This is a genomic window from Vibrio misgurnus (assembly GCF_029635775.1).
Taxonomy (GTDB): Bacteria; Pseudomonadota; Gammaproteobacteria; order Enterobacterales; family Vibrionaceae; genus Vibrio; species Vibrio chanodichtyis.
The window spans coordinates 1554942-1577517 of sequence record NZ_CP113241.1 but is presented as its reverse complement, the minus strand read 5'-3'; the positions used below and the strand labels follow the sequence as shown (position 1 = coordinate 1577517).

The 22576-nt window shown below is 45.8% G+C and carries 19 protein-coding genes; 13 read left to right on the top strand and 6 right to left on the bottom strand.

Features of this window, described 5'->3' with window-relative positions; all coding sequences use genetic code 11:
- The first annotated feature begins 85 nt into the window (after nt 1-85).
- From rpsA to pyrF, 5 genes are all read left to right on the top strand, one after another.
- A complete protein-coding gene (gene rpsA, locus OOK74_RS07315) occupies nt 86-1756 on the top strand; it encodes a 30S ribosomal protein S1 (protein ID WP_166014711.1) in 1671 nt (556 codons plus the stop codon).
- A gap of 256 nt (nt 1757-2012) precedes the next feature.
- On the top strand, nt 2013-2291 hold the full coding sequence (gene ihfB, locus OOK74_RS07310) for an integration host factor subunit beta (protein ID WP_166014712.1): 279 nt from the start codon (nt 2013-2015) through the stop codon (nt 2289-2291).
- A 142-nt stretch (nt 2292-2433) separates the two neighbouring features.
- The gene (locus OOK74_RS07305) at nt 2434-2718 is read left to right on the top strand and encodes a LapA family protein (protein ID WP_274721328.1); all 285 of its coding nucleotides are present in this window, start codon (nt 2434-2436) and stop codon (nt 2716-2718) included.
- 10 nt (nt 2719-2728) lie between these two features.
- Nucleotides 2729-3898 carry a lipopolysaccharide assembly protein LapB gene (gene lapB / locus OOK74_RS07300; protein ID WP_274721329.1) on the top strand — a complete coding sequence of 390 codons (1170 nt, stop codon included), beginning with the start codon at nt 2729-2731 and terminating at the stop codon, nt 3896-3898.
- 70 nt (nt 3899-3968) lie between these two features.
- On the top strand, nt 3969-4664 hold the full coding sequence (gene pyrF, locus OOK74_RS07295) for an orotidine-5'-phosphate decarboxylase (protein WP_274721330.1): 696 nt from the start codon (nt 3969-3971) through the stop codon (nt 4662-4664).
- Nucleotides 4665-4757: 93 nt separating this feature from the next.
- Here pyrF and OOK74_RS07290 read toward each other — a convergent pair whose 3' ends face one another.
- Entirely contained in the window at nt 4758-5522 is a 765-nt protein-coding gene (locus OOK74_RS07290; protein ID WP_274721331.1) for a DNA repair protein, read from the bottom strand.
- 285 nt (nt 5523-5807) lie between these two features.
- Between OOK74_RS07290 and cysB the strand changes: the two genes are divergently transcribed.
- A complete protein-coding gene (gene cysB / locus OOK74_RS07285) occupies nt 5808-6782 on the top strand; it encodes an HTH-type transcriptional regulator CysB (protein WP_274721332.1) in 975 nt (324 codons plus the stop codon).
- Between the two features lie 61 nt (nt 6783-6843).
- The gene (locus OOK74_RS07280; RefSeq protein ID WP_278182502.1) at nt 6844-8061 is read left to right on the top strand and encodes a methyltransferase; all 1218 of its coding nucleotides are present in this window, start codon (nt 6844-6846) and stop codon (nt 8059-8061) included.
- Nucleotides 8062-8095: 34 nt separating this feature from the next.
- Here the strand turns inward: OOK74_RS07280 and ald are convergent, their stop codons facing one another.
- Nucleotides 8096-9223 carry an alanine dehydrogenase gene (gene ald, locus OOK74_RS07275; RefSeq protein WP_278182501.1) on the bottom strand — a complete coding sequence of 376 codons (1128 nt, stop codon included), beginning with the start codon at nt 9221-9223 and terminating at the stop codon, nt 8096-8098.
- Nucleotides 9224-9379: 156 nt separating this feature from the next.
- Between ald and lrp the strand changes: the two genes are divergently transcribed.
- Both lrp and OOK74_RS07265 read left to right on the top strand, forming a co-directional pair.
- Nucleotides 9380-9874, top strand: coding sequence for a leucine-responsive transcriptional regulator Lrp (gene lrp, locus OOK74_RS07270; RefSeq protein WP_000228498.1), 495 nt, complete (start codon nt 9380-9382; stop codon nt 9872-9874).
- 177 nt (nt 9875-10051) lie between these two features.
- Nucleotides 10052-12877, top strand: coding sequence for a DNA translocase FtsK (locus tag OOK74_RS07265; protein WP_278182500.1), 2826 nt, complete (start codon nt 10052-10054; stop codon nt 12875-12877).
- A 113-nt stretch (nt 12878-12990) separates the two neighbouring features.
- Here the strand turns inward: OOK74_RS07265 and dsbB are convergent, their stop codons facing one another.
- Nucleotides 12991-13515, bottom strand: a complete 525-nt coding sequence (gene dsbB / locus OOK74_RS07260) for a disulfide bond formation protein DsbB (protein ID WP_277206015.1) — start codon at nt 13513-13515, stop codon at nt 12991-12993.
- Nucleotides 13516-13591: 76 nt separating this feature from the next.
- Nucleotides 13592-15196 (bottom strand): Na(+)/H(+) antiporter NhaB, encoded by a 1605-nt coding sequence (gene nhaB / locus OOK74_RS07255; RefSeq protein WP_277206014.1) that lies wholly within the window; start codon nt 15194-15196, stop codon nt 13592-13594.
- Nucleotides 15197-15890: 694 nt separating this feature from the next.
- Here nhaB and fadR point away from each other — a divergent pair.
- On the top strand, nt 15891-16730 hold the full coding sequence (gene fadR / locus OOK74_RS07250; RefSeq protein ID WP_278182499.1) for a fatty acid metabolism transcriptional regulator FadR: 840 nt from the start codon (nt 15891-15893) through the stop codon (nt 16728-16730).
- A gap of 92 nt (nt 16731-16822) precedes the next feature.
- Here the strand turns inward: fadR and OOK74_RS07245 are convergent, their stop codons facing one another.
- Together OOK74_RS07245 and OOK74_RS07240 are read right to left on the bottom strand one after the other, a co-directional pair.
- A complete protein-coding gene (locus OOK74_RS07245) occupies nt 16823-17974 on the bottom strand; it encodes a DUF1887 family protein (RefSeq protein ID WP_278182498.1) in 1152 nt (383 codons plus the stop codon).
- Between the two features lie 157 nt (nt 17975-18131).
- Nucleotides 18132-20123 (bottom strand): methyl-accepting chemotaxis protein, encoded by a 1992-nt coding sequence (locus OOK74_RS07240; protein WP_278182497.1) that lies wholly within the window; start codon nt 20121-20123, stop codon nt 18132-18134.
- 258 nt (nt 20124-20381) lie between these two features.
- On the opposite strand from OOK74_RS07240, the gene hinT reads away from it, so the two are divergent.
- The 3 genes from hinT to OOK74_RS07225 are packed head-to-tail and all read left to right on the top strand — an operon-like array spanning nt 20382 to nt 22559.
- The gene (gene hinT / locus OOK74_RS07235; protein ID WP_166014725.1) at nt 20382-20732 is read left to right on the top strand and encodes a purine nucleoside phosphoramidase; all 351 of its coding nucleotides are present in this window, start codon (nt 20382-20384) and stop codon (nt 20730-20732) included.
- A gap of 46 nt (nt 20733-20778) precedes the next feature.
- Entirely contained in the window at nt 20779-22170 is a 1392-nt protein-coding gene (locus OOK74_RS07230) for a COG3014 family protein (RefSeq protein WP_274721341.1), read from the top strand.
- Nucleotides 22170-22559: a YcfL family putative periplasmic lipoprotein gene (locus OOK74_RS07225; RefSeq protein WP_274721342.1), complete on the top strand. Its 390-nt coding sequence runs from the start codon at nt 22170-22172 to the stop codon at nt 22557-22559. Before OOK74_RS07230 ends, OOK74_RS07225 begins: the two co-directional genes overlap by 1 nt.
- The last annotated feature ends 17 nt before the right edge of the window (nt 22560-22576 follow it).

Genomic DNA, 22576 nt, shown 5'->3' with positions numbered 1-22576 from the left:
TTGGTCGCAAGGATGATGACCGGCGAAGCTAATAACCCCATGTGGTAGGATACCCGTGGCCGTTTACTTATTGAAGATTAAATAAATGACTGAATCTTTTGCTCAACTCTTTGAAGAGTTTCTGAACGAGACCCAATTCCAACAAGGTACCATCGTTAAAGGTACTGTAGTAGCGATCGAGAACGGCTACGTTCTGGTTGATGCTGGCCTGAAGTCTGAGTCTGCTATCCCTGCTGAACAATTCAAGAACGCTGCTGGCGAACTAGAAGTTCAAGTTGGTTCTGAAGTAGACGTAGCTCTGGACGCGGTTGAAGATGGTTTCGGTGAAACTCAACTTTCTCGTGAGAAAGCGAAGCGCCATGAAGCTTGGATCGTACTTGAAAAAGCTTACGAAGAAGCTGCAACTGTTATCGGTATCATTAACGGTAAAGTTAAAGGTGGTTTCACTGTTGAACTGAACGGCATCCGTGCGTTCCTACCAGGTTCTCTGGTTGACGTGCGTCCAATCCGTGACACTGCTCACCTAGAAAACAAAGAGCTAGAGTTCAAAGTTATCAAGCTAGACCAGAAGCGTAACAACGTTGTTGTTTCTCGTCGTGCAGTGATCGAATCTGAAAGCAGCGTAGAGCGTGATGAACTGCTGGAAACTCTGCAAGAAGGTACTGAAGTTAAAGGTATCGTTAAGAACCTGACTGACTACGGTGCATTCGTTGATTTGGGCGGTGTTGACGGTCTGCTACACATCACTGACATGGCTTGGAAACGCGTTAAGCATCCATCAGAAATCGTTAACGTTGGTGACGAAATCCTAGTTAAAGTACTGAAGTTCGATCGTGATCGTACTCGCGTATCGCTAGGTCTGAAACAGCTAGGCGAAGATCCATGGGTAGCAATCGCTAAGCGTTACCCAGAAGGTCACCGTCTGTCAGGTCGTGTAACTAACCTAACTGACTACGGCTGCTTCGTTGAAATCGAAGAAGGCGTTGAAGGTCTGGTACACGTTTCTGAAATGGACTGGACTAACAAGAACATCCACCCATCTAAAGTTGTTAATGTTGGCGACGAAGTTGAGGTTATGGTTCTGGATATCGACGAAGAACGTCGTCGTATCTCTCTAGGCCTGAAACAGTGTAAAGCTAACCCATGGCAATCTTTCGCTGAAGCGCAAGCTAAAGGCGACAAAGTAACGGGTAAGATCAAGTCTATCACTGACTTTGGTATCTTCATCGGTCTAGACGGCGGTATCGATGGTCTGGTTCACCTGTCTGACATCTCTTGGAATGTACCTGGAGAAGAAGCAGTTCGTGAATTCAAGAAAGGCGACGAAATCTCTGCAGTAGTTCTGGCAGTAGACGCTGAGCGTGAGCGCATTTCTCTGGGCATCAAGCAAATGGAAAATGATCCATTCAACGCTTATGTAGCAGACAACAAGAAAGGTGCTCTGGTTAACGGTACTGTTACTGCAGTTGACGCGAAAGGCGCAACCATCGAGCTGGAAGACGGCGTTGAAGGTTACATCCGTGCTTCTGAAGTATCACGTGATCGTATCGAAGATGCATCACTGATCCTGAGCGTTGGTGACAAAGTTGAAGCGAAATTTACTGGTGTTGACCGTAAAAACCGCGTAATCAACCTGTCTATCAAAGCAAAAGATGAAGCTGAAGAGCAAGAAGTAATGGCAACTCTGAACAAGCAAGATGAAGCTGCGTTCGGTAATGCTATGGCTGACGCTTTCAAAGCGGCGAAAGGCGAATAATAGCTTAACGCAAATAGATAAAAGGAGCCGCAAGGCTCCTTTTTTGTGCTTATCATCTCATGCTGGCGAACAGAGCTGAATAACGACTAAACGTGGCGAAATCGTATGATGATACGCACGGTTAATAAGCTGAATGATGAATCTAGAATAAGAGTCGGTTCACGATCAAATTCTTTTTATCCAATGTAAATCAGATGTTTGTTGGAATTGATATTACTGACTATAATTAGTCGGTAAACACTCGAAGAGGGAAGCTATGACTAAGTCCGAACTGATTGAAAGACTCTGTGCTGAACAAACACACTTGTCTGCGAAAGAAATCGAAGATGCGGTAAAAAACATCCTTGAGCAGATGGCCGCGACCCTAGAAGCTGGTGAGCGAATCGAGATTCGTGGTTTTGGTAGTTTTTCTTTACACTACCGTGAGCCACGTTTTGGACGCAATCCTAAAACAGGCGATAAAGTAGAGCTAGAAGGTAAGTACGTGCCACACTTTAAACCTGGCAAGGAACTGCGCGAGCGCGTTAACCTGTAAGCGTTATTGAGTATAATTTGTTCATCTGAGCGGCATGCTGATTTAGCGTGCCGCTTTTTTATAGCGGGCGGTGATTAGCCGTGGTTTGTCGTACTGTTTTCCTGCATAATCTGTGTGCCATTTTGTGAAAAGGTGATGACTTATGAAAATTATAAAGATAGTCGCGGTGCTGGCTCTTTTCTTAATCGCATTAGCTTTAGGCTCTCAAAATCAATCGGTGGTGGTGTTTAACTACTTATTGGCGCAAGGTGAGTTTCATCTATCGACCTTACTGGGTAGCGTATTTGTACTTGGCTTTGCTTGTGCTGGTGTGCTTTTCGCTGGTTTGCATCTCAAATCACAATTGAAGATCCGCAGGCTGACTAAGCAACTCAAACTAGTTACTAATCAGCAATCAGCACCAGCAACCACAGTACATAGCGGATAAGGCTGCTTCAATGTTAGAAATACTGTTCTTGTTATTGCCGATTGCCGCCGCTTACGGCTGGTATATGGGGCATCGCAGTGCTCAGCAAGACAAGCAGAAGCAATCACACCAAATTTCTCGTCAATACGTCACGGGTTTGAACCTGTTGCTTTCTGATCAATCGGATAAAGCGGTTGATCACTTTATCGAACTATTGCAAGTGGATAATGAAACGATCGATACCCACTTGGCGTTAGGTAATCTATTCCGCTCGCGTGGTGAAGTCGATCGAGCGATCCGGATCCACCAAAATCTTATTTCACGCTCAGGCTTGACCATAGATCAGAAGAATTTGGCTCTGCAGCAGTTAGCGAAAGATTACATGGTGGCTGGTTTTCTGGACCGCGCGGAGAAAATTTTTGAGCAATTGATCGATGAACCGGAGCATCGTGAGTCAGCGCTCCAGCAATTGACCGCGATTTACCAACAAACTCGTGAATGGCACAAAGCTATTGAATGTGCATCCGCGTTGGTGAGGCTTGGGCGTAAGCGCATGAAGGTGAGTATCGCCCATTTTTATTGTGAGTTGGCCATGCTTGAAAAAGCCGATGGTCATGATCATAAAGCGATGCAATTGTTTAAAAAAGCATTACATGAAGACGCTCAATGTGTGCGTGCCTCCATTTCATTGGGTAAGCTTTATCTGCAAAATCGAGATTACCAGAATACGATTGATTATTTAGAAAAGGTACTTGAACAGGATATTGATTTTGTCAGCGAAGTGCTCAATATCTTGGCCGAGTGTTACCATCATTTAGGCCGTGAGCAAGATTTGATCGCTTTCTTACGGCGTTGTATTGCGGAAAAAGCCGGTGTGTCGGCTGAATTAATGTTAGCTCAGTTAGTCGCTGAGCATGAGGGCATTGCATCCGCTCAAGAGATTTTAACCCGCCAATTAGTCAAAAACCCGACCATGAAAGGCTTCTATCGGTTAATTGATTTTCATATTGCCGAAGCGGAAGAGGGCAGAGCCAAAGCGAGCTTATCAACCTTACAGCGTTTGGTTGGTGAACAACTTAAAGTGAAGCCTCATTATCGGTGTCGCAAGTGTGGTTTTTCCACCCATTCACTTTATTGGCATTGTCCGTCGTGTAAAAGTTGGGGATCGATTAAACCGATCCGAGGTTTGGATGGCGAATGAGCCCATCATTTGATTACCATGCAGCGACTTTCGCTGCTTTTTTAAACATGCAGTACAGATAGGAGAAACGATGAACGACCCAAAAGTGATTGTTGCACTGGACTATGACAATCTCGCGGATGCGCTCGCGTTTGTAGATAAAATCGATCCAAACACCTGCCGACTCAAAGTAGGCAAAGAGATGTTTACTTTATTTGGTCCAGATTTTGTTCGTGAATTGCACAAGCGTGGTTTTTCAGTGTTTCTAGATTTGAAATTCCATGATATTCCGAATACTTGCTCAAAAGCGGTGAAGGCGGCGGCTGAGCTTGGGGTATGGATGGTCAATGTGCACGCCAGTGGCGGTGAACGTATGATGGTTGCTGCGCGCGAGATCTTAGAGCCCTATGGTAAACAGCGTCCGTTATTGATTGGTGTAACGGTGTTAACCAGTATGGAAGCAACTGATTTACAAGGTATCGGTATCGAGTGTGCTCCGCAGGATCATGTATTGCGCTTGGCAACATTAACCAAAAATGCAGGTTTGGATGGGGTAGTTTGCTCGGCGCAAGAAGCATCACTATTGAAACAGCATTTAGGCGCGGAGTTTAAGCTAATTACCCCAGGGATCCGTCCTGAGGGGGCAGAGCAAGGCGATCAGCGCCGGATCATGACGCCAGCCCAAGCTATGATTTCTGGCTCTGACTATTTAGTGATTGGCCGTCCTATTACCCAAGCGCAGCAACCGGACTTAGTACTGCAAGCTATCAATCGCTCCCTTATCTAATCTCTAGTGTGGATGGCTCAATAACATAACGCCCTAGCTTACTAGGGCGTTATTGTTGGTGCTGAATGAATTAAAGCAATATGGCGTAGCGCATTACCATTTTTTCTTCTCACCAAATAGCACGTCCATATCACTTTTACGTTCATTCTCTTCGAGTTGCTGCAAGTCAGCGGCACTTTTATGCTGACGTTTTTGCTCAAGTTCATCGTACATGGTTTGCAGTTTCTCACGCGCTTGGTTGGAGTAACTGTCATTTTTTGACGCTAAGACATCAATCCCTTTACGCAGTAATTGGATGGCCGTGCCAGGCTGGCCACGTAGAATGGAATCATTAGCCCGTTTGATGACGTTTTCAATGTTGATGCGGATCTGGATGGTTTCTAAACGGGCATTTTCAGTCACATAACTTTGGGTTTCAAAACGACCTTTGTTGTGCTCACTACGAATGGTGTCACGTAGGCGTTTCACCAATTTCAACATAACAATCGCTTGTTTATCGCCGCTCGGTACTTTAAATGAGGTACTTTCACTACCGGAATGATTATTTTTAAGATGATCGATCTGCCCCTTCATATTTTCAATTCGTTGAGCTAATTGCTTATTTTTGGGGTCAAGGTCATACATACTTTGTAGCGCATCGAGAATACGGTTATTCAAGCAAACTAAAAGTTCTTTACTAAATGGTAGATGGTGAGCATTACCGATCAGATCTTCGGTGGCATCAATAATCGCAACATAACGTGAAGATTCTTGTTTCTTAACACTTTCGAGCCTCACTCGGTATTGCAACATAATGTTGTAGCCAAGGACCAAGACAAGCAAAATGGCCACCAGAGCAATGATTAAAGCTGTATTCATAAAATCCGTATCTTCAGTTTCAATGGCGAACGATTAAGGATACACGTTCATGGTGATCCCGACAATTTACTCTGCTAATTATTGCTGTTTTATCAAGTAAAAACAGCGATGTTACGATAGTTTTGAGGGTTAGATGGTAAATTTTCTGCCGAATGAAGCAAACGGCTAAATTGCCTAATCACGCTTCTTGCGCTAAAGGCTAGGAATTATCACGCTGAAGCGTTATAACTAATCATTATAGAATATGGGTTTATCTGGCAAACCCCACAAGGGATTATCGCAACAATGAAATTGCAGCAGTTGAAGTACATAGTGGAAGTGGTCAATTACAATTTGAATGTGTCAGCCACTGCCGAGAATCTTTATACATCGCAACCAGGGATCAGTAAACAGGTCAGGCTATTAGAAGATGAGCTGGGCATTCAAATTTTTGAGCGTAGCGGCAAGCATTTAACTCAAGTGACACCTGCGGGTGAACATATTGTGCGCATCGCGACTGAGATTTTATCCCGAGTCGAAAGTATTAAAGCGGTAGCCGCCGAGCATACCCACCCTGAAATGGGCACTTTGAATATCTCAACTACCCATACCCAAGCCAGATACGCGTTGCCAGAAGTGATCAAAGGTTTTACCAAACGTTACCCTAGAGTCTCGTTACACATGCATCAGGGTACACCAACGCAAATGTCAGAAGCGATTGCGAAAGGTACGGCCAATTTTGCCATTGCCACCGAAGCGCTGCATTTGTATCAAGATGCGATCATGTTGCCTTGTTACCATTGGAATCGTTCGATTGTCGTGCCGAAAGATCATCCACTGACCAAAAAAGAGCATGTCACGATAGAGGATCTTGCGGGGTATCCATTGGTGACTTATGTGTTTGGATTTACAGGGCGTTCCGAGCTAGATAGTGCGTTTAATCGTGTCGGCATGACCCCTAAAGTAGTGTTCACCGCTACCGATGCTGATGTGATCAAAACCTATGTACGAATGGGGATTGGGGTTGGGGTGATTGCGAGTATGGCGGTCGATAAAAAACAGGACACCGATCTGGTTGCTATCGATGCCAGTCATATTTTTAGTGCCAGCACCACCAGTATTGGCTTTCGTCGAGGCACTTTCTTGCGCTCTTACATGTTTGATTTTATGCAACGCTTTGCGCCACATCTTACGCGTCCGGTGGTTGAACAAGCGATTTCATTAAAGTCCAACGTTGAGATAGCCGAAATGTTTAAAGATATCGACTTACCCGTTCGCTAACGTGCTTTTACTTCCACTTCATCATGCTTGCTTCTAAAATGCTCCTCCCACGGGAGGATGCATGCACGCACAGTTTAAATTACTCGATTTATTTTTAACTCAATCGCAATCATTTTGGCGCTATGAGGCGTTTCACACATGTCGTGGAAGTGACTTACCATGGGGTGATCAGCATCCGGAACTTAGTGCATGGCTGACTGCGCTTGAGCAAGATCAGATTGAGTATTACAAACTTAACCCCGAGCATTTGTGTGCGATCTTGAGTGAGTTTTTTCCGCAACTGGCTAAAATTAAGGCGATGCTTGCGATCAAGCTCGCTCCCCGCGCTACCGTACTAAGCTTGCCAAAGTATCTTGACCAAGGGATCCCTGGGCGTAAATGGCAACAAATTGTCGCAATGGGCAGTGTGTTATTGGCTCACCATCAAGGAACACAATGGTTAGAATGGTGTGCAGGTAAAGGTTATCTGGGCCGGATTTTAGCCAGTGTTAGCCAGCAGCCGGTGGTTAGCTTTGAATATCAAGCTGAACTTTGTGCTGCGGGTCAGCAACAAGCCAAATTGCTGCACTTACCGATGAATTTTGTACAAGGTGATGCATTTCAATCTGAGGTGGCAAGGTTATTTGAAGCGAATACTCATGCGGTTGCGCTGCATGCATGCGGCGATTTGCACGTCAAACTGTTGCAATACGCAACGGCTGCACAAGTGGCTGCGATCAGTTTTTCGCCGTGCTGCTATCATTTGATCCGCGATTCGCATTATCAAGCGATGTCGAATTTAGCCCAGCATTCCGCACTACACTTGACTCAGCAAGAGCTACGTTTACCACTTCAGGAAACGGTAACCGGTGGCGAAAGAGTGCGTAGGCAGCGTCAACAGGAGATGGTTTACCGCTTAGGCTTGGATGCATTATTAAGCCATGAGTTGAACCAAACCGCCTATATACCGATACCGAGTATTCAAAAATCGAATTTAAACCAAGGCTTTGCTGCGTTTTGTGATTGGGCGCTGCACCAGAAAAATATTGATTTGGATGTGACACAGTACGATCTAGCCTATTTCGAGCAATTAGGCGAACAGCGTTTTTGGCAGATGGAGCGAGTCAGTCTCGTTCAGCAAGGGTTTCGGCGTTTACTCGAAATGTGGTTAGTGTTAGATAAGGCGCTGTATTTACAAGAACAAGGCTATCAAGTCACGATTGGCGAATTTTGTGACAGACAAACTACGCCGCGTAATCTGATGGTGAATGCGCAGCGTATTGTCAGCCTGAGCCGATAGCTTCGGCTCTCGGCGACTATTTGTTGAATATTGATCATTCGTTGAACATCGCGATCGCTTGAGCAGGATCGAGATAATCGAGACCAAAATTGTCCGCCACCTCCTTACAGGTGACTTTACCGTGGATAACGTTGAGCCCTTTTAAAAATCCGCCATCTTGCAATAGTGCTTTTTGGTAACCTTGATTGGCGAGTTTTACAATGTAGGGCAGGGTGGCGTTATTAAGGGCAAAGGTTGAAGTTCGCGCCACCGCACCAGGCATATTAGCAACACAGTAGTGTACTACCTGATCAACGATATAAGTCGGATCGGCATGGGTAGTCGGGTGCGAGGTAGCAAAACAGCCACCTTGATCGATAGCAACATCGACCACCGCTGAGCCCGGTTTCATGCGTTTAATCAGCTGTTTAGTGACCAGCTTAGGTGCAGCAGCACCAGGGATAAGCACTGCACCGATGACGAGATCGGCCTCTAATACGTATTGTTCGATGGCATCGGCCGTTGAGTAAATTAATCTTGCTCGGCCTTGAAACTCTTGATCGAGTCTACGTAGCGTATCAATATTGCGATCTAAAATAGTCACTTCGCTGCGCAGCCCAATCGCCATACGAGCGGCATTGGCACCGACCACACCACCGCCAAGGATCACCACTTTAGCCGGCGCAACTCCCGGTACACCACCGAGCAATAACCCGCTGCCACCGCGTGATTTTTCTAACGCTTGTGCGCCCGCTTGGATTGACATGCGCCCTGCAACTTCAGACATTGGAGCCAACAGTGGTAAGCGACCCATATTATCTGTTACAGTCTCATAGGCGATGCAGACGGCTTTGCTATTGATTAGCTCTGTAGTTTGTGGAAAATCGGGAGCAAGGTGCAGATAAGTAAATAATATTTGCCCTTCTTTGAGCATTGCTCGCTCAGTAGTTTGAGGTTCTTTAACCTTTACAATCATCTCTGCGCTCGCGAAGACGTCTGCAGCGGTAGGAAGAATGGATGCGCCTACAGCGATGTAATCATCGTCTGAAAAGCCGATGCCACAACCGGCATTTGTTTCTACATTAACTTGGTGGCCGTGTGCGATAAGTTCGCGCACGCTAGCGGGAATCATACCCACTCGATATTCGTGGTTTTTGATTTCTTTTGGAACACCAATAATCATCCTGACTCCTTAGATTGATTTGGTTATATTGACTAGATGTAGGCTTGTTCTGTCGAGTTTATGACTAGTATAGTAACTAGTGTAGAAAATTTGATGCCAAATATTAAGCAGTTGTAGTGTATTTTTTTGCAAGGAAGTAATAAGGTGGAATAAAAAATGGTGGATAGTTATAAGAAGCCGTCTAAGGACTTAGACCGTATTGATCGCAATATATTGAATGAATTGCAAAAAGATGGTCGAATTTCAAACGTAGAATTATCAAAACGTGTAGGGCTTTCACCTACACCATGTCTTGAGCGGGTACGACGTTTGGAACGTCAAGGATTTATTACCGGTTACACCGCGTTATTAAATCCCCAGTATCTGGACGCGTCACTATTGGTATTTGTTGAAATTACGTTAAATCGTGGTGCGCCCGATGTATTTGAACAATTCAATACCGCGGTACAAAAATTGGATGATATTCAAGAGTGTCATCTAGTGTCGGGTGATTTTGACTATCTGCTTAAAACTCGGGTATCGGACATGGGCGCTTATCGTCGTTTGCTTGGCGATACCTTGCTGCGTTTACCTGGCGTCAATGACACACGTACCTACGTAGTGATGGAAGAAGTGAAACAAACCAACCAGCTAGTGATTAAAACTCGTTAAGCAACAGCGAATGTTGGAGATATTGCCACATTCTGACTTACGCGAATTGGGTTTTTGCTGTTGATATGGTTAAATCTCCCAACAAACCGAGCGGCGTATGCCGCTCGGACTGTTTTCACGCCATTAAGCTGCGTATTGTATTACGTAGTGTGGCCTTAATCGTATTCAAGTTGGTTTATGTTCAAAGAGCGCAAAAATAAAGTCGAAACCATTATTAAAACGAGTGAGGAGCTTCCTTCCTCTCGACTCAATGGCTCACAACGTCTGAAAGAAAGCAGCCTGATTTTAGCTGTTTTATTTGCTATTTTTCTCGCGATTGCACTGTTTAGTTTTAATCCGGCCGATCCATCATGGTCACAAACGGCTTGGGGCAGTGATATTCATAATGTCGGTGGTCTGGCCGGAGCTTGGCTCGCCGATACGCTATTTTTCATTTTTGGTTGTTTGGCCTATCCGTTGCCAGTGATTGTGGCGGCGATGGCTTGGGTCACGCTGCGCACTCGTGATCAAGATGAGCCGATTGATTTTACCCTTTGGGCGACCAAGCTACTTGGCTTAACCATCCTTTTACTGACCAGTTGTGGCTTGGCGGACATCAACTTTGACGATATTTGGTATTTCTCATCGGGCGGTGTGATTGGCGATGTATTAACCAGCTTAGCGCTGCCCACGCTCAATTTACTCGGCACCACGTTAGTCTTACTTTTTTCATGGGGAGCTGGCTTTACGTTGCTGACTGGGATCTCTTGGTTGCGGATCGTCGAGTGGATTGGTGAGCGCAGTATTAGTGCGTTTATTCGCGTATTGAGCCGGCTACGCGGTGAAAAAAGCGAACGGCTGATCCCTGAGTTAATTAAGCCAGAATTGATCAACGCAGATCTGCACCAACCTGAATTGCTCTCTGCAGAGTTGGAACCACCATTGTCCGCTACGAGCGAAGTTGTCCTTGTTGAACCCACACTTAACTCACGGCGCTTTAATATTCATATGCCTGAAGCGCGTGATAGCGCACCGATTGACCCATCGTCGCTGTGTCAACCTGAACCGCCAGCACCAGAAGTAATAATCGCTGAGCCAGCTAGGTTTTCGACTCGCACTCAGCAGTGGGATGCCACGATTGAAGAGCTCGATCAACAAGCGCGTTTGGTTGATGATTATGCCGATGAATTGGCTGAGCAAAGCTCAATCACTCATCTGGCTGACAACCCTGTATCGCCGGTTATCACGCCAGACGATGAAACGAGTGATGAGCCTTTTAGCCACAGTTTTAACGTCGATATTGCCGATGAAGAGAGTGAACCGCGCATCTCAAATATGGATTGGTCAGAAGAGGAGCTTGATGAGTTACCTGCGATTTCGATGGAACCTGAGTTGGATGCGCAAGATGATGATCAATTCGCGGATAGCGATGTCAGTGCATTTCAAAATATTGTCGCGCAAGCACAGGCCAGTGTGGCGGCCAAACAGAACCCATTTTTAGTGCAGCAAGCGGTCAATTTACCTAAGCCGACCGAGCCAATGCCGACCTTAGAGCTACTGTATCACCCAGAGAAGCGTGAAAACTTTATCGACCGCGAAGCGCTAGAAGAGATCGCGCGTTTGGTGGAAGCCAAATTAGCCGATTACAAAATCCAAGCTCAGGTAGTGGATATTTTCCCTGGTCCAGTGATTACTCGTTTTGAATTGGATTTAGCGCCTGGGGTTAAAGTTAGCCGTATTTCTAGCCTGTCGATGGATTTAGCTCGCTCATTATCGGCGATGGCGGTTCGGGTTGTGGAAGTGATCCCGGGTAAACCCTATGTGGGGCTGGAATTGCCCAATATGTCACGTCAGACGGTGTATCTCTCTGATGTGATTGCCAGCGCCCAGTTTAAAGAATCAAAATCACCAACCTCTGTGGTCCTTGGACAAGATATTGCTGGCGATGCAGTAGTGGTAGATCTGGCTAAAATGCCACATGTGCTGGTGGCTGGTACCACGGGCTCCGGTAAATCGGTCGGCGTCAACGTGATGATCCTGAGCATGCTTTATAAAGCGTCTCCGGAAGAGGTTCGTTTCATCATGATTGACCCTAAAATGCTTGAGCTTTCGGTTTATGAAGGCATTCCTCACTTGCTCGCTGAAGTAGTCACCGATATGAAAGATGCGGCGAATGCTCTGCGTTGGTGTGTGGGTGAAATGGAGCGCCGCTATAAGCTGATGTCCGTGCTTGGGGTGCGTAACATCAAAGGCTTTAATGATAAGTTACGCATGGCCGCAGAAGCGGGGCATCCGATCTACGATCCGCTCTGGAAAGAGGGTGATAGTATGGAGAGCGAGCCACCGCTGTTGGAAAAATTGCCTTATATTGTGGTGGTGGTTGATGAATTTGCCGATCTGATGATGGTGGTCGGCAAAAAAGTTGAAGAGTTGATCGCCCGTTTGGCACAAAAGGCTCGTGCGGCTGGTATTCACCTGATTTTGGCCACTCAGCGTCCATCGGTCGATGTGATCACCGGACTGATTAAAGCCAACATCCCAACTCGGGTCGCCTTTACGGTATCGACCAAAACGGATTCGCGAACCATTTTGGATCAAAGTGGTGCGGAATCATTGCTCGGTATGGGGGATATGCTCTATTTACCACCGGGTTCAAGCCACACGATTCGGGTACATGGTGCTTTTGCTTCGGACGATGATGTGCATGCGGTCGTTAATAACTGGAAAGCGCGCGGTAAACCGAATTACATCAGCGAAATCATTCAAGGTGATCATGGCCCTGAAGCGATGTTGCCGGGTGAGCAGTTAGAATCGGATGAGGATCTCGATCCGCTATTTGATCAAGTGGTTGAGCATGTGGTTGAAACACGCCGCGGCTCGGTCTCAGGTGTTCAACGCCGTTTTAAAATTGGCTATAACCGAGCAGCACGCATCGTTGAGCAACTTGAAGCACAAGGTATTGTCAGTTCTCCGGGCCATAATGGTAACCGCGATGTGCTTGCCCCTGCGCCAATGCGTGATTAATCAAGCATCACTACGTGGTTAAAAAATAACTAAGGCGCTATAAGCGCCTTAGTTATTTGAATCCTTCCATTATGGATGAGGGTAAGCCGTCGCGCTCGAGCGTTAGCTAAACGCTATGATTTTAATAGTTTAGCCAACTGTGCCAGCACGAAAATCGTTAACGCGATTAAATTGGCAGCAAAAATAATCACTAGCCATTGCGGCATTGAAAGGGTTAAAAATTGCCAGACAATTTTACTGCAATCGCCATAAGCTTCGAACAGGTTAGGAGCCCATTGATTCAGCGGTGCCCAAGCTGGAAAGGTAACAAACAGATCACAGGTGGCAAAAGGTGATGGATTGAACTGATAGTTGACATGTTCAATCGCCAAGCTCAAACCTTTATAGCTACTGGCTCCCCAAGCGGCAAAACCGAGCCAACGCATTACTGGATTTTGTGGTGCCACCGCACCGATTAACGCGGCAGCTCCGATCCCCAACATCGCAATACGTTCGTAGATGCACATCACACAAGGTGCAAGCTGCAGTATATGTTGGAAATACAGCGCACATAAGGTAAAGAAAACCACAAAAGCCAGTAGCAATAGCCAAGCTAGCCGTGATTGAGAAAAGCGGTTCAGTAAAGAGAGTACACGCACAGATAGATCCTTTTGAAAAAAGCTCTGAATAACTCAGAGCTTTTTAGCTTGGATTAGTTTCCGGTGCAACGCAAATTTAGTGGCCATTGGGCAGTAGCGTTGCCGTCGGCACGGGGTGATGAGTGATCCAGCCCAAACTATAGAAAAGCTCGGTCATTGGTTCTAGCAAGAACATGATGCTAATAAAACCGATCAGTGATAGCGCTAGGGTATAAGGAAACGCCATCACGACCATGCGCCCATAAGAGAGCCGGATCAGCGGTGCGAGTGCTGAGGTTAATAAAAACAGGAAGGCGGCTTGGCCGTTCGGGGTCGCAACCGAAGGTAAATTGGTACCGGTATTGATGGCGACCGCCAATAAATCAAACTGATCGCGCGAAATCATCCCTTCAATTAGTGCAGTTTTTACTTCGGTGATGTAGACCGTACCGACAAACACGTTATCTGACACCATAGATAACAAGCCATTGGCGACATAAAATAAGGCAAGTTGGGTGCCATGATCTTCGACATTAAGTACTGCATCAATCAAGGGTTTAAACAGCTCTTGGTCGATAATGACAGCGACAATCGAGAAAAATACGGTCAGTAATGCGGTGAAAGGCAGCGCATCTTCGAAAGCCTTGCCGAGTGAATGCTCTTCAATAATGCCGGTAAATGCGGTGGCGAGAATGATCACCGATAAACCGATTAGACCGACTGCTGCTAAATGGAGCGCTAAACCCGCAATCAGCCATACTGCGATCATGCCTTGTACCCAAAGTTTGGCGATATCTTGCTTGGTGAGATTTTGGCGTTGTTCTGCATCAAAATCGAGCAAAATTTGCCGCACATTGGTAGGCAAATGTGCGCCATAACCAAACAGCTGGAATTTTTCGATCAGCGTGCAAGTGATTATGCCAGCGATAAATACCGGTACCGTAACCGGAGCCATACGCAGTAAAAACTCACCAAATTGCCAGCCCGCTTGATCGGCGATGATCAGGTTTTGCGGCTCACCAACCATAGTGGTAACGCCACCCAATGCGGTTCCCACCCCAGCATGCATAAGTAATGAGCGTAAAAATGCGCGATAACGTTGTAAGTCATCACGAGTCAATTCCGATACGCCATCATCATCGTCTTGCTCATCGGCCTTTTCATCGGCTGCAGACAAACTGGGCTGACCTGAGGCTACTTTGTGATAAATCGAATAAAAACCTACCGCGACACTGATGATCACGGCAATCACGGTTAATGCATCGAGAAAGGCGGACAAAAAGGCTGCGGTGACACTAAAGGCAATCGAAAGGAGGATTTTAGAACGAATACCAAGCAGGATCTTGGTAAAAATGAACAGTAGCAACTGCTTCATAAAGTAGATGCCTGCGACCATAAATACCAGCAGCAGCAGCACTTCAATATTGGCGACCAGTTCATGTTTGACTTGTTCTGGGCTGGTCATGCCAATCGCAATCGCTTCTAGTGCCAGTAATCCGCCAGGCTGTAGCGGATAGCACTTCAGAGCCATCGCGAGAGTAAAAATAAACTCAATCACCAGTAACCAACCGGCCAAGAACGGATTGATAAAAAAGAACACGATAGGATTAATAATAAGAAAAGCGATGATGGCTACTTTGTACCAATCAGGCGCTTTGCCAAGGAAATTTTTGATAAACACATTTCCGAGGGATATTGGCATGGTGATTACTCTTAAGTTGTTATCCCCTTCCTACTTGAAGCTGCAGCGGTGTTGGCTACGTTCGTTCACCCCAATCACATAGTTTGCCTATGCTCATGGGGACTCACTTACTTGCCGCCTACCTGCAACTCCAAGTTGTTTGGGTATAGGTGATGACTTTAGTTTGCATCTGCGGTTAATGATTGGCTGGCCTGCCGCCAACGCATCATTCCAAATCGTGTGGATATTGAACTTACAACGAAATTGCACCGTTAAATAATAGTCAACAATCAACAGGATGATGATAAAAAATTGGCTAGCTTTAGTTAAAAACGCGATCAAGGTGGCGTATGCCATGGATTAAACCATCTAAAAAATCACCTAGTCGCGGTCAGTCAGGCAAAATGGAATTTAATACATATTAACTCGGAATAAATACCTCTTTGGAGTAAGTTTATTTTGCTAAAAAGATTCATCAAAGTGTGAGCTAACTCTATTTAATTCCAAGTGATTTATGTGGTTCGGTGTATGCAAATTTATTTCAGCTTATTTTTGCAGCAAATGGCTCCAGTTGGTTCTGTTAGGTTAAATTAGAGTAATTACACTATTTCAGCTTTGTGACAAGAATAGTGCTGCTTGGTTTTCGGCGAAGAGAAACTAGTGGTATGATGAGTGCCATTCGACCCAAATAAAATAAGCATTGGATAACTGATTAATGGTCATTAAGGCAAAAAGCCCAGCAGGTTTCGCTGAGAAGTACATTATTGAAAGTATTTGGAATGGTCGCTTTCCCCCTGGCTCGATTTTACCTGCAGAGCGTGAGCTTTCTGAATTGATCGGCGTGACGCGTACCACTTTGCGAGAAGTATTACAGCGTTTGGCGCGTGATGGCTGGCTGACAATCCAGCACGGTAAACCAACCAAAGTGAATCAGTTTATGGAAACTTCCGGGTTACATATCTTGGACACCTTGATGACACTCGATGCCGACAATGCCACCAGTATTGTGGAAGATCTGCTGTCGGCGAGAACCAATATTAGCCCTATTTTTATGCGCAATACTTTCAAACTCAATAAAGAGAGTGCTGAGCGCATCATACTCAATGTGATTGAATCGTGTGAGACGCTAATTCAAGCCCCATCTTGGACGGAGTTTATTACCACTTCACCTTATGCTGAAAAAATTTTGCAGCAAGTCAAAGAGGATAGCGAAAAAGATGAGTTGAAGCGGCAGGAGATCTTGATCGCGAAGACCTTCAATTTCTATGACTATATGCTGTTTCAGCGCTTGGCGTTCCACTCTGGGAATCAGATTTATGGCTTGATTTTTAATGGGGTAAAGAAGCTATACGATCGGGTCGGCTGTTACTACTTCTCTAATCCGCAAGCGCGTGAATTAGCGATGGATTTTTATCGCCAATTATTGGCGGTTTGCCAAAGCGGTGAACGAGAGCAATTGCCTCATGTGATCCGTCAATACGGTATTGCCAGTGCTCACATCTGGAATGAGATGAAAATGACCTTGCCATCGAACTTTACTGAAGATGATTGTTAGGATAGTTGAGTGAGTCTTGGCTCCAAACTCCAAAACCGCACAGCTTGCAGTCAAAGCAGTGCGGTTATCACATCAAGCCAACGGGATAAGGATTAATGTCCTCCGGCCTCTTTGAACCATTGCGTCAAATGGGTTTTTAGATCTCTTAACTCGTCAGGGCCGATCAGCGCTAGCCCCAGATCGGCGGCACGAGTAATATCATTGTGGCGTAATGGCCGGAAGCTAACCAACATCGCTCGGGCTTGTAAACCGCCAAGCAGATCACGCAGCGATTCCAGTTTGTACAAGGTATCGTCACCATCATCGCACATACCTTTGGTTTTGCATTCAATGATGTGCAATTTGTTATTGACTACCGTGGCGACATCCAACTCGTTACGTACCTCACGTTCGCCGATTTGACGATAAACTTGAACATTGAGCGAGCTATCTTGAATGGTGGGCAGATCATCTTGTATTTGCTTCACGGTGTTATGCACCAGCGCTTCTAGCCATTCACCATTGGCAAATCGACGTGCTTCTTCACTACTGAAAGTTAGGGTGCCATTAGCATAATGGGCGAGATTGGCATCGACCAAGTCAGCTATTAATAAATTGAGTTCACGATAACCTTGTTGTTTATCGGATAGCTCAACATCGAGTCGTTGTTCCTTGCGGCAAGTAGTGGCCAAATAATTCAACGTGGCTAGACCGGGACCGAATTCCAACGCTTTTCCAGCCCAGCGTTCGCCTAATTGGTGCTGCCGTTGGTCTAATGGTGGGGGAATTTGGTATGGATTGAATTCAGCTCGCGCACCAAAAATGGTCAGATAATCGGCGATGGTGATGTGATCTTGCACTTGAGTGTCCTGATTTCCATCAGGGTAAAGCCAGCACAGGCAATCACTGTTTGGCTCGACCACAAAGATCGGCCACTGATAGCTACGAAAAATTTCATAGGCAGAGAGTAAGCGATGACGTAGGCCACAACTGGCATTAAATTTGACCTCATCTCCCCGAGCTTGCAATGTGGCAGCCAACTGACCAATCGCATTTTTGATGGCAGAAGTATTGGCTCCTGCTGGGATCTCAAAAAAATCCGAGCCAATAGCGCGTTGTTGTAATACCGCACTCAGGCGCTGGAACATCAATTGCTGGCTTTGGTCGCCAATGAAAATAATGTGGCGGCTGAGCATTCGGTTATCGAGTAGCGGTGTGATTAAGCGTACCGGATCTTGGTCAATAATCCCGACGTGAATTGCCATAAACCATCCTCATCAGTGGCTTGCCGAAATCAAGCAAACCTTGGGTAAGTGTTATCCGTCATATAACGGTCAAGAGCCCAAAAAACAAGAGCGACTCCGGTGAAAAGTCGCTCTTTGAGGAAAAATTGACACTAAGCTGTTGTAGTGAACCGTTGGGTTAGAGTTTAAATCGATGTACTAATGAACTCTGTTGTTCGGCCAGTGTGGTTAAGTTGGTGCTAGTTTGCGCGATTTGCGACATCGCTTGATAGCTTGCATCAGAGATATGGTTGATATCTTCAATGCTGCGTGCAATCGAGCTGGTGGTCTCATTTTGTTCACCCGCGGCTTGAGAAATATGGGTACTCATATGACTAATTTCGATGATTAAAGCTTGAATTTCCTCCATCGCACTGTTGGCATGGGAAGCTTGTTCAACCGACAGTTCCATATCTTGCATACAACTTTCAATCACATTATTGGCCAGTGAAGAGCTAGCTTGCAGATTGCTGATCATTGACTCGATTTCTGAAGTTGATTGAGTGGTACGCTGGGCCAGCACACGGACTTCATCTGCGACCACCGCAAAACCGCGCCCTTGTTCACCCGCACGTGCTGCTTCAATGGCGGCATTGAGTGCCAGCAGGTTGGTTTGTTCGGCAATGTTGCGGATTACATCGAGGATTGAGCCGATCTGGCTACTCATCTTACGCAAATCCGCCACGGCTTTGACCGACTCAATTAAACGCGCTTCTAGCTGACCAATGGTGCTGATATTGGTGCTCATAATATGGCGACCAGATTCAGAAGCTGCTTCTACTTGCTGGACCATCGCCAGAGAATTTTGCGCACTATTGGCAACTTCTTGCACCGAATGAGCCATTTCAGTCATCGCAGTCGCCACATTTGAGGTTTGCTCTCGTTGGCTATTGAGCTGGCTTTGCGCACTCAGTGAGGTGGTTTGGTTATTGGCTGCGGTAGCGGTTAAATCATCGGATGCGCTGTTTAGTTTGACTAAAATCTCGTGCAAGCTATCTGCGAGAGTGTTGATATGGCGACTTAAGCGACTAAATTCATTATTGGAGCGAATTTCAATCCGTTGGGTCATATTACCTTGGGTTAGGCTTTCTAATGCTTTTAGGATGCGGGTGACAGGTTCGCGCACACTGTGTGCTAAGTGATAGCCGATCGCCGTGGCGAGCAAAATAACCGCAACGCTAATCACCAACGCTTTGATGACGCCTTGCTGGTAAACCGTACCCGCTTCGGCAAGAGATTGATTGAGATCATCAGTCGCGGTGTGGTTAAACGCGTCTAAAATGATCATCGCATTATCGACTTGATTAGCGAGATTGGTGATGTTGTCATACAGCGCGGTTCTGGCTCGTAAATACTCATCATGTTGATCGAGAACCCCACCTTTTTGGCCAATATCTCGACTAAATTTTTCGACTAATTCATCAAAACGATCTTTTAATTGTGGCATTTGGGTTGCCAGCCCACGGTAAGCATAATTCAGATGCGTGACCGCCTTCCGATTCTGATTAACTGCTTTGTCGACAAAAACCACATCGGAGCTGGCTAATGCATCGGAGGTGATCACTTCGGCATCTTTCAATTTGATGAAATAACTTTTCGCCATCACCTTGACTGAAATGCTGTCGTTATTGTCGACAAACTCTTTCATACCGATACTTAACTCTGAGTGCAGGCGTTGAAACTCACGGGTTGATTTTTGCACCGACTCTTGCGCAGCAAACATCGCCTGATAATTATTCATGGCTAAATCTGCTTCGTTAAAATAACGTGCTTCGAGCTGTTTTAGTTCAGCAAGTGGCTGTTCAAGTTTGGGATGATTTAGGCTTGCTTGACTCAATGCCGCAAGAACGGTTTGAAATTGCCGTTTTGATTCGACAAATTCTTGACGCATGTCTTGCATGCGTGCCGTGTTTTGCGTGGTCAAAAAATCTTTAAACGATTTATCGGCCGATAACAATTGAACACTGGTTTGGTTTGACAACGAAACCAAAGGTAGCGCGATGTTAGAGACGCTTTCAAAATTACTGTGGATCTGACTCATGCCACGCAATACGATTGTGACGGTAACAATAAACATAATAATAATGAGTGCAAAACCTGCATACATACGTCTAATTACGGAACCCCGCATATGTTCTCTCCCTCGAAAATGACGCATTCTGATGAAAATAAATGAAAGACAAAGGTGTCTTAAAAAAATAACAAAACGATCCGCATTGTATTGAGGTTGAGAAACGCATTTTATGACCGAGACAGCAAAAAAACTCTTTCAGCAGTGAACTGGCTCGGGTTCTGTTAACTGTACAGTGTTTTTTATTGAGCTTTGGCACTGCTTAACGCATACTCAAATCAGAAATTTTTCAATCCCAAGCTTTGTATGGAGTCACTCATGGCGCAAGAAACCATTTTCAGTAAAATTGTTCGCAGAGAAATTGCGGCCGATATTCTTTATCAAGATGATCTGGTCACTGCATTTCGCGACCTTCATCCGCGCGCGCCAAGCCATATTTTGATCATTCCGAATAAGTTGATCCCAACGGTGAATGATGTAGAAATGGCCGATGAATTAGCGCTAGGCCGGATGTTCACTGTGGCCAAAAAAATCGCCCAACAAGAAGGGATTGCCGAAGATGGTTACCGTTTGATCATGAATTGTAATTCACACGGCGGCCAAGAGGTCTATCATATTCATATGCATTTAGTCGGCGGCCGTCCTTTAGGTCCTCTCTTAATGGGTTAAACCAGAGTAGGTTGTGCCAAGGTGACCAATTAAAGTGATTCAATATATGCAACGTTTTTTCTCGCGCATTACACTGATTTTGACACCATTACTGCTCGCGGGGTGTAGCAATCTCACCGCGGGCAATCTTTTTAGTCATTACAGCGCACAAAACAGTGGATTACACCAATCGGTTGCCGCAGGGCAATATCAGCAAGCGACACAATTATTGCCGGAATATGTGGCAGGCGAGGTGCTCGATAACCTTGAAAGAGGTCGCGTTTATTTTCTTAATCAACAATACGCCGAAAGTCGACAAAGTTTAGCGGCCGCTGATCAAGCAGTGCAGCAGCAGCAAGATCGCGCGATCATCTCACTGAGTAGTAGTGCAACCAGCGTTGGTTCACTGGCAGTTAATGATAATTTAAATGAATATGAGCCTAGCGATTATGAGCTAGGCTTTTTACATTTGTACTTAGCGTTGAACTATGTACGCAGCAATGATTTAAATAGCGCATTGGTCGAAATTCGGCGGGCTAATCAAGTGCAGGAGCAAGCTAAACAGCAGCGAGAACAGCAGTTGGGGAAAGCTGAGCAAGAGATGCGTGCCCAAGGCTTATCACCAAATTTAGGGAGTGTGCTGGCTCAATACCCAGATGCGGGTAAAAGTTTACAAGCGGTACAAAATGGCTATCTGCTTTACCTGTCTGCGCTACTTTATGAAGCCGATAACGATTTGAACTCAGCTTATGTCGACTATCGCCGAGCACTGGCGGTGGCACCCAATAATCGCGCGGTGATCGACGGTACGTTGAGGGTCGCGTCGCGCTTAGGGATGACGCAAGATCTTGCATTACTTAAGCAGCAATACGGGGAACCGCAACGTTTGGCGGCTGGGCAAGCCCGAGTGATCGTGCTGGCTGAGCAGGGCATTGTGCAAGCCAAACAAGGGTGGCGCATTGCTTTACCGTTATTTGACAGTCGTGGTAACACCGCGTTGTATTCTCTTGCACTGCCGTATTACCCGTCATCAGTGTTAGCCAATAATTCGCCATTATTACTCAATGGCCGTCAACTGACATCAATGCCAGTGATGGATGTGAACTTAATGGCCTCCAACGCATTAAGTGAGCAAATGCCGACATTAGTATTGCGTCAAGCTCTGCGGGTGATTGCGAAAGACCAACTGCGCAAAGAGGCTGCCAAAGATGAGGATGTGGCGAATTTAGTGTTTAATATTTGGAATACCTTAACCGAGCAGCCCGATACGCGCAGCTGGTTAACTTTGCCTGCGACTGTTAATACTGCCACTCAAGTGGTCAGTGCAGGCGATCAAGTGCTGGATATTGCAGGGACTCGCTATACCTTCCATGTTCCAGAAAATGGCACTGCATTAGTTTGGCTATCACAGCAAGCTAATAGTGCGACCATTTGGCATAAACAACTGGGGATACGCTAATGAAAACATGGCTATTCGCTGTACTAACTGGGTTACTGTTGGTGGGATGCAGTGCGAATACTGCGGGCTTGCGCGTTGATGGTGCATCGCGACAGGTGTTATTTAATGACAGCAGTTTGAGCAACCATCTCAAGATTGAGGGCATCACAACCACACTGGTTGATGGCCATACCCGAGGGGTAGTGCAGATCCTCAATCAAAAGAAAAGTGACTTGAATATTCAGTATCGGTTTTACTGGTATGACAATGATGGGCTTGAGGTGAACACCAAGTTAAGTCCTTGGAAAATTGTGATTTTGCGCGGTATGGAGACGGTGTCACTGAGTGAGATTTCCGTGAATCCTAATGGCAAGCAGTTTCGCGTCCAGATCCGCGAAAACAGTCAATAAACGAAAAAACAATCAAT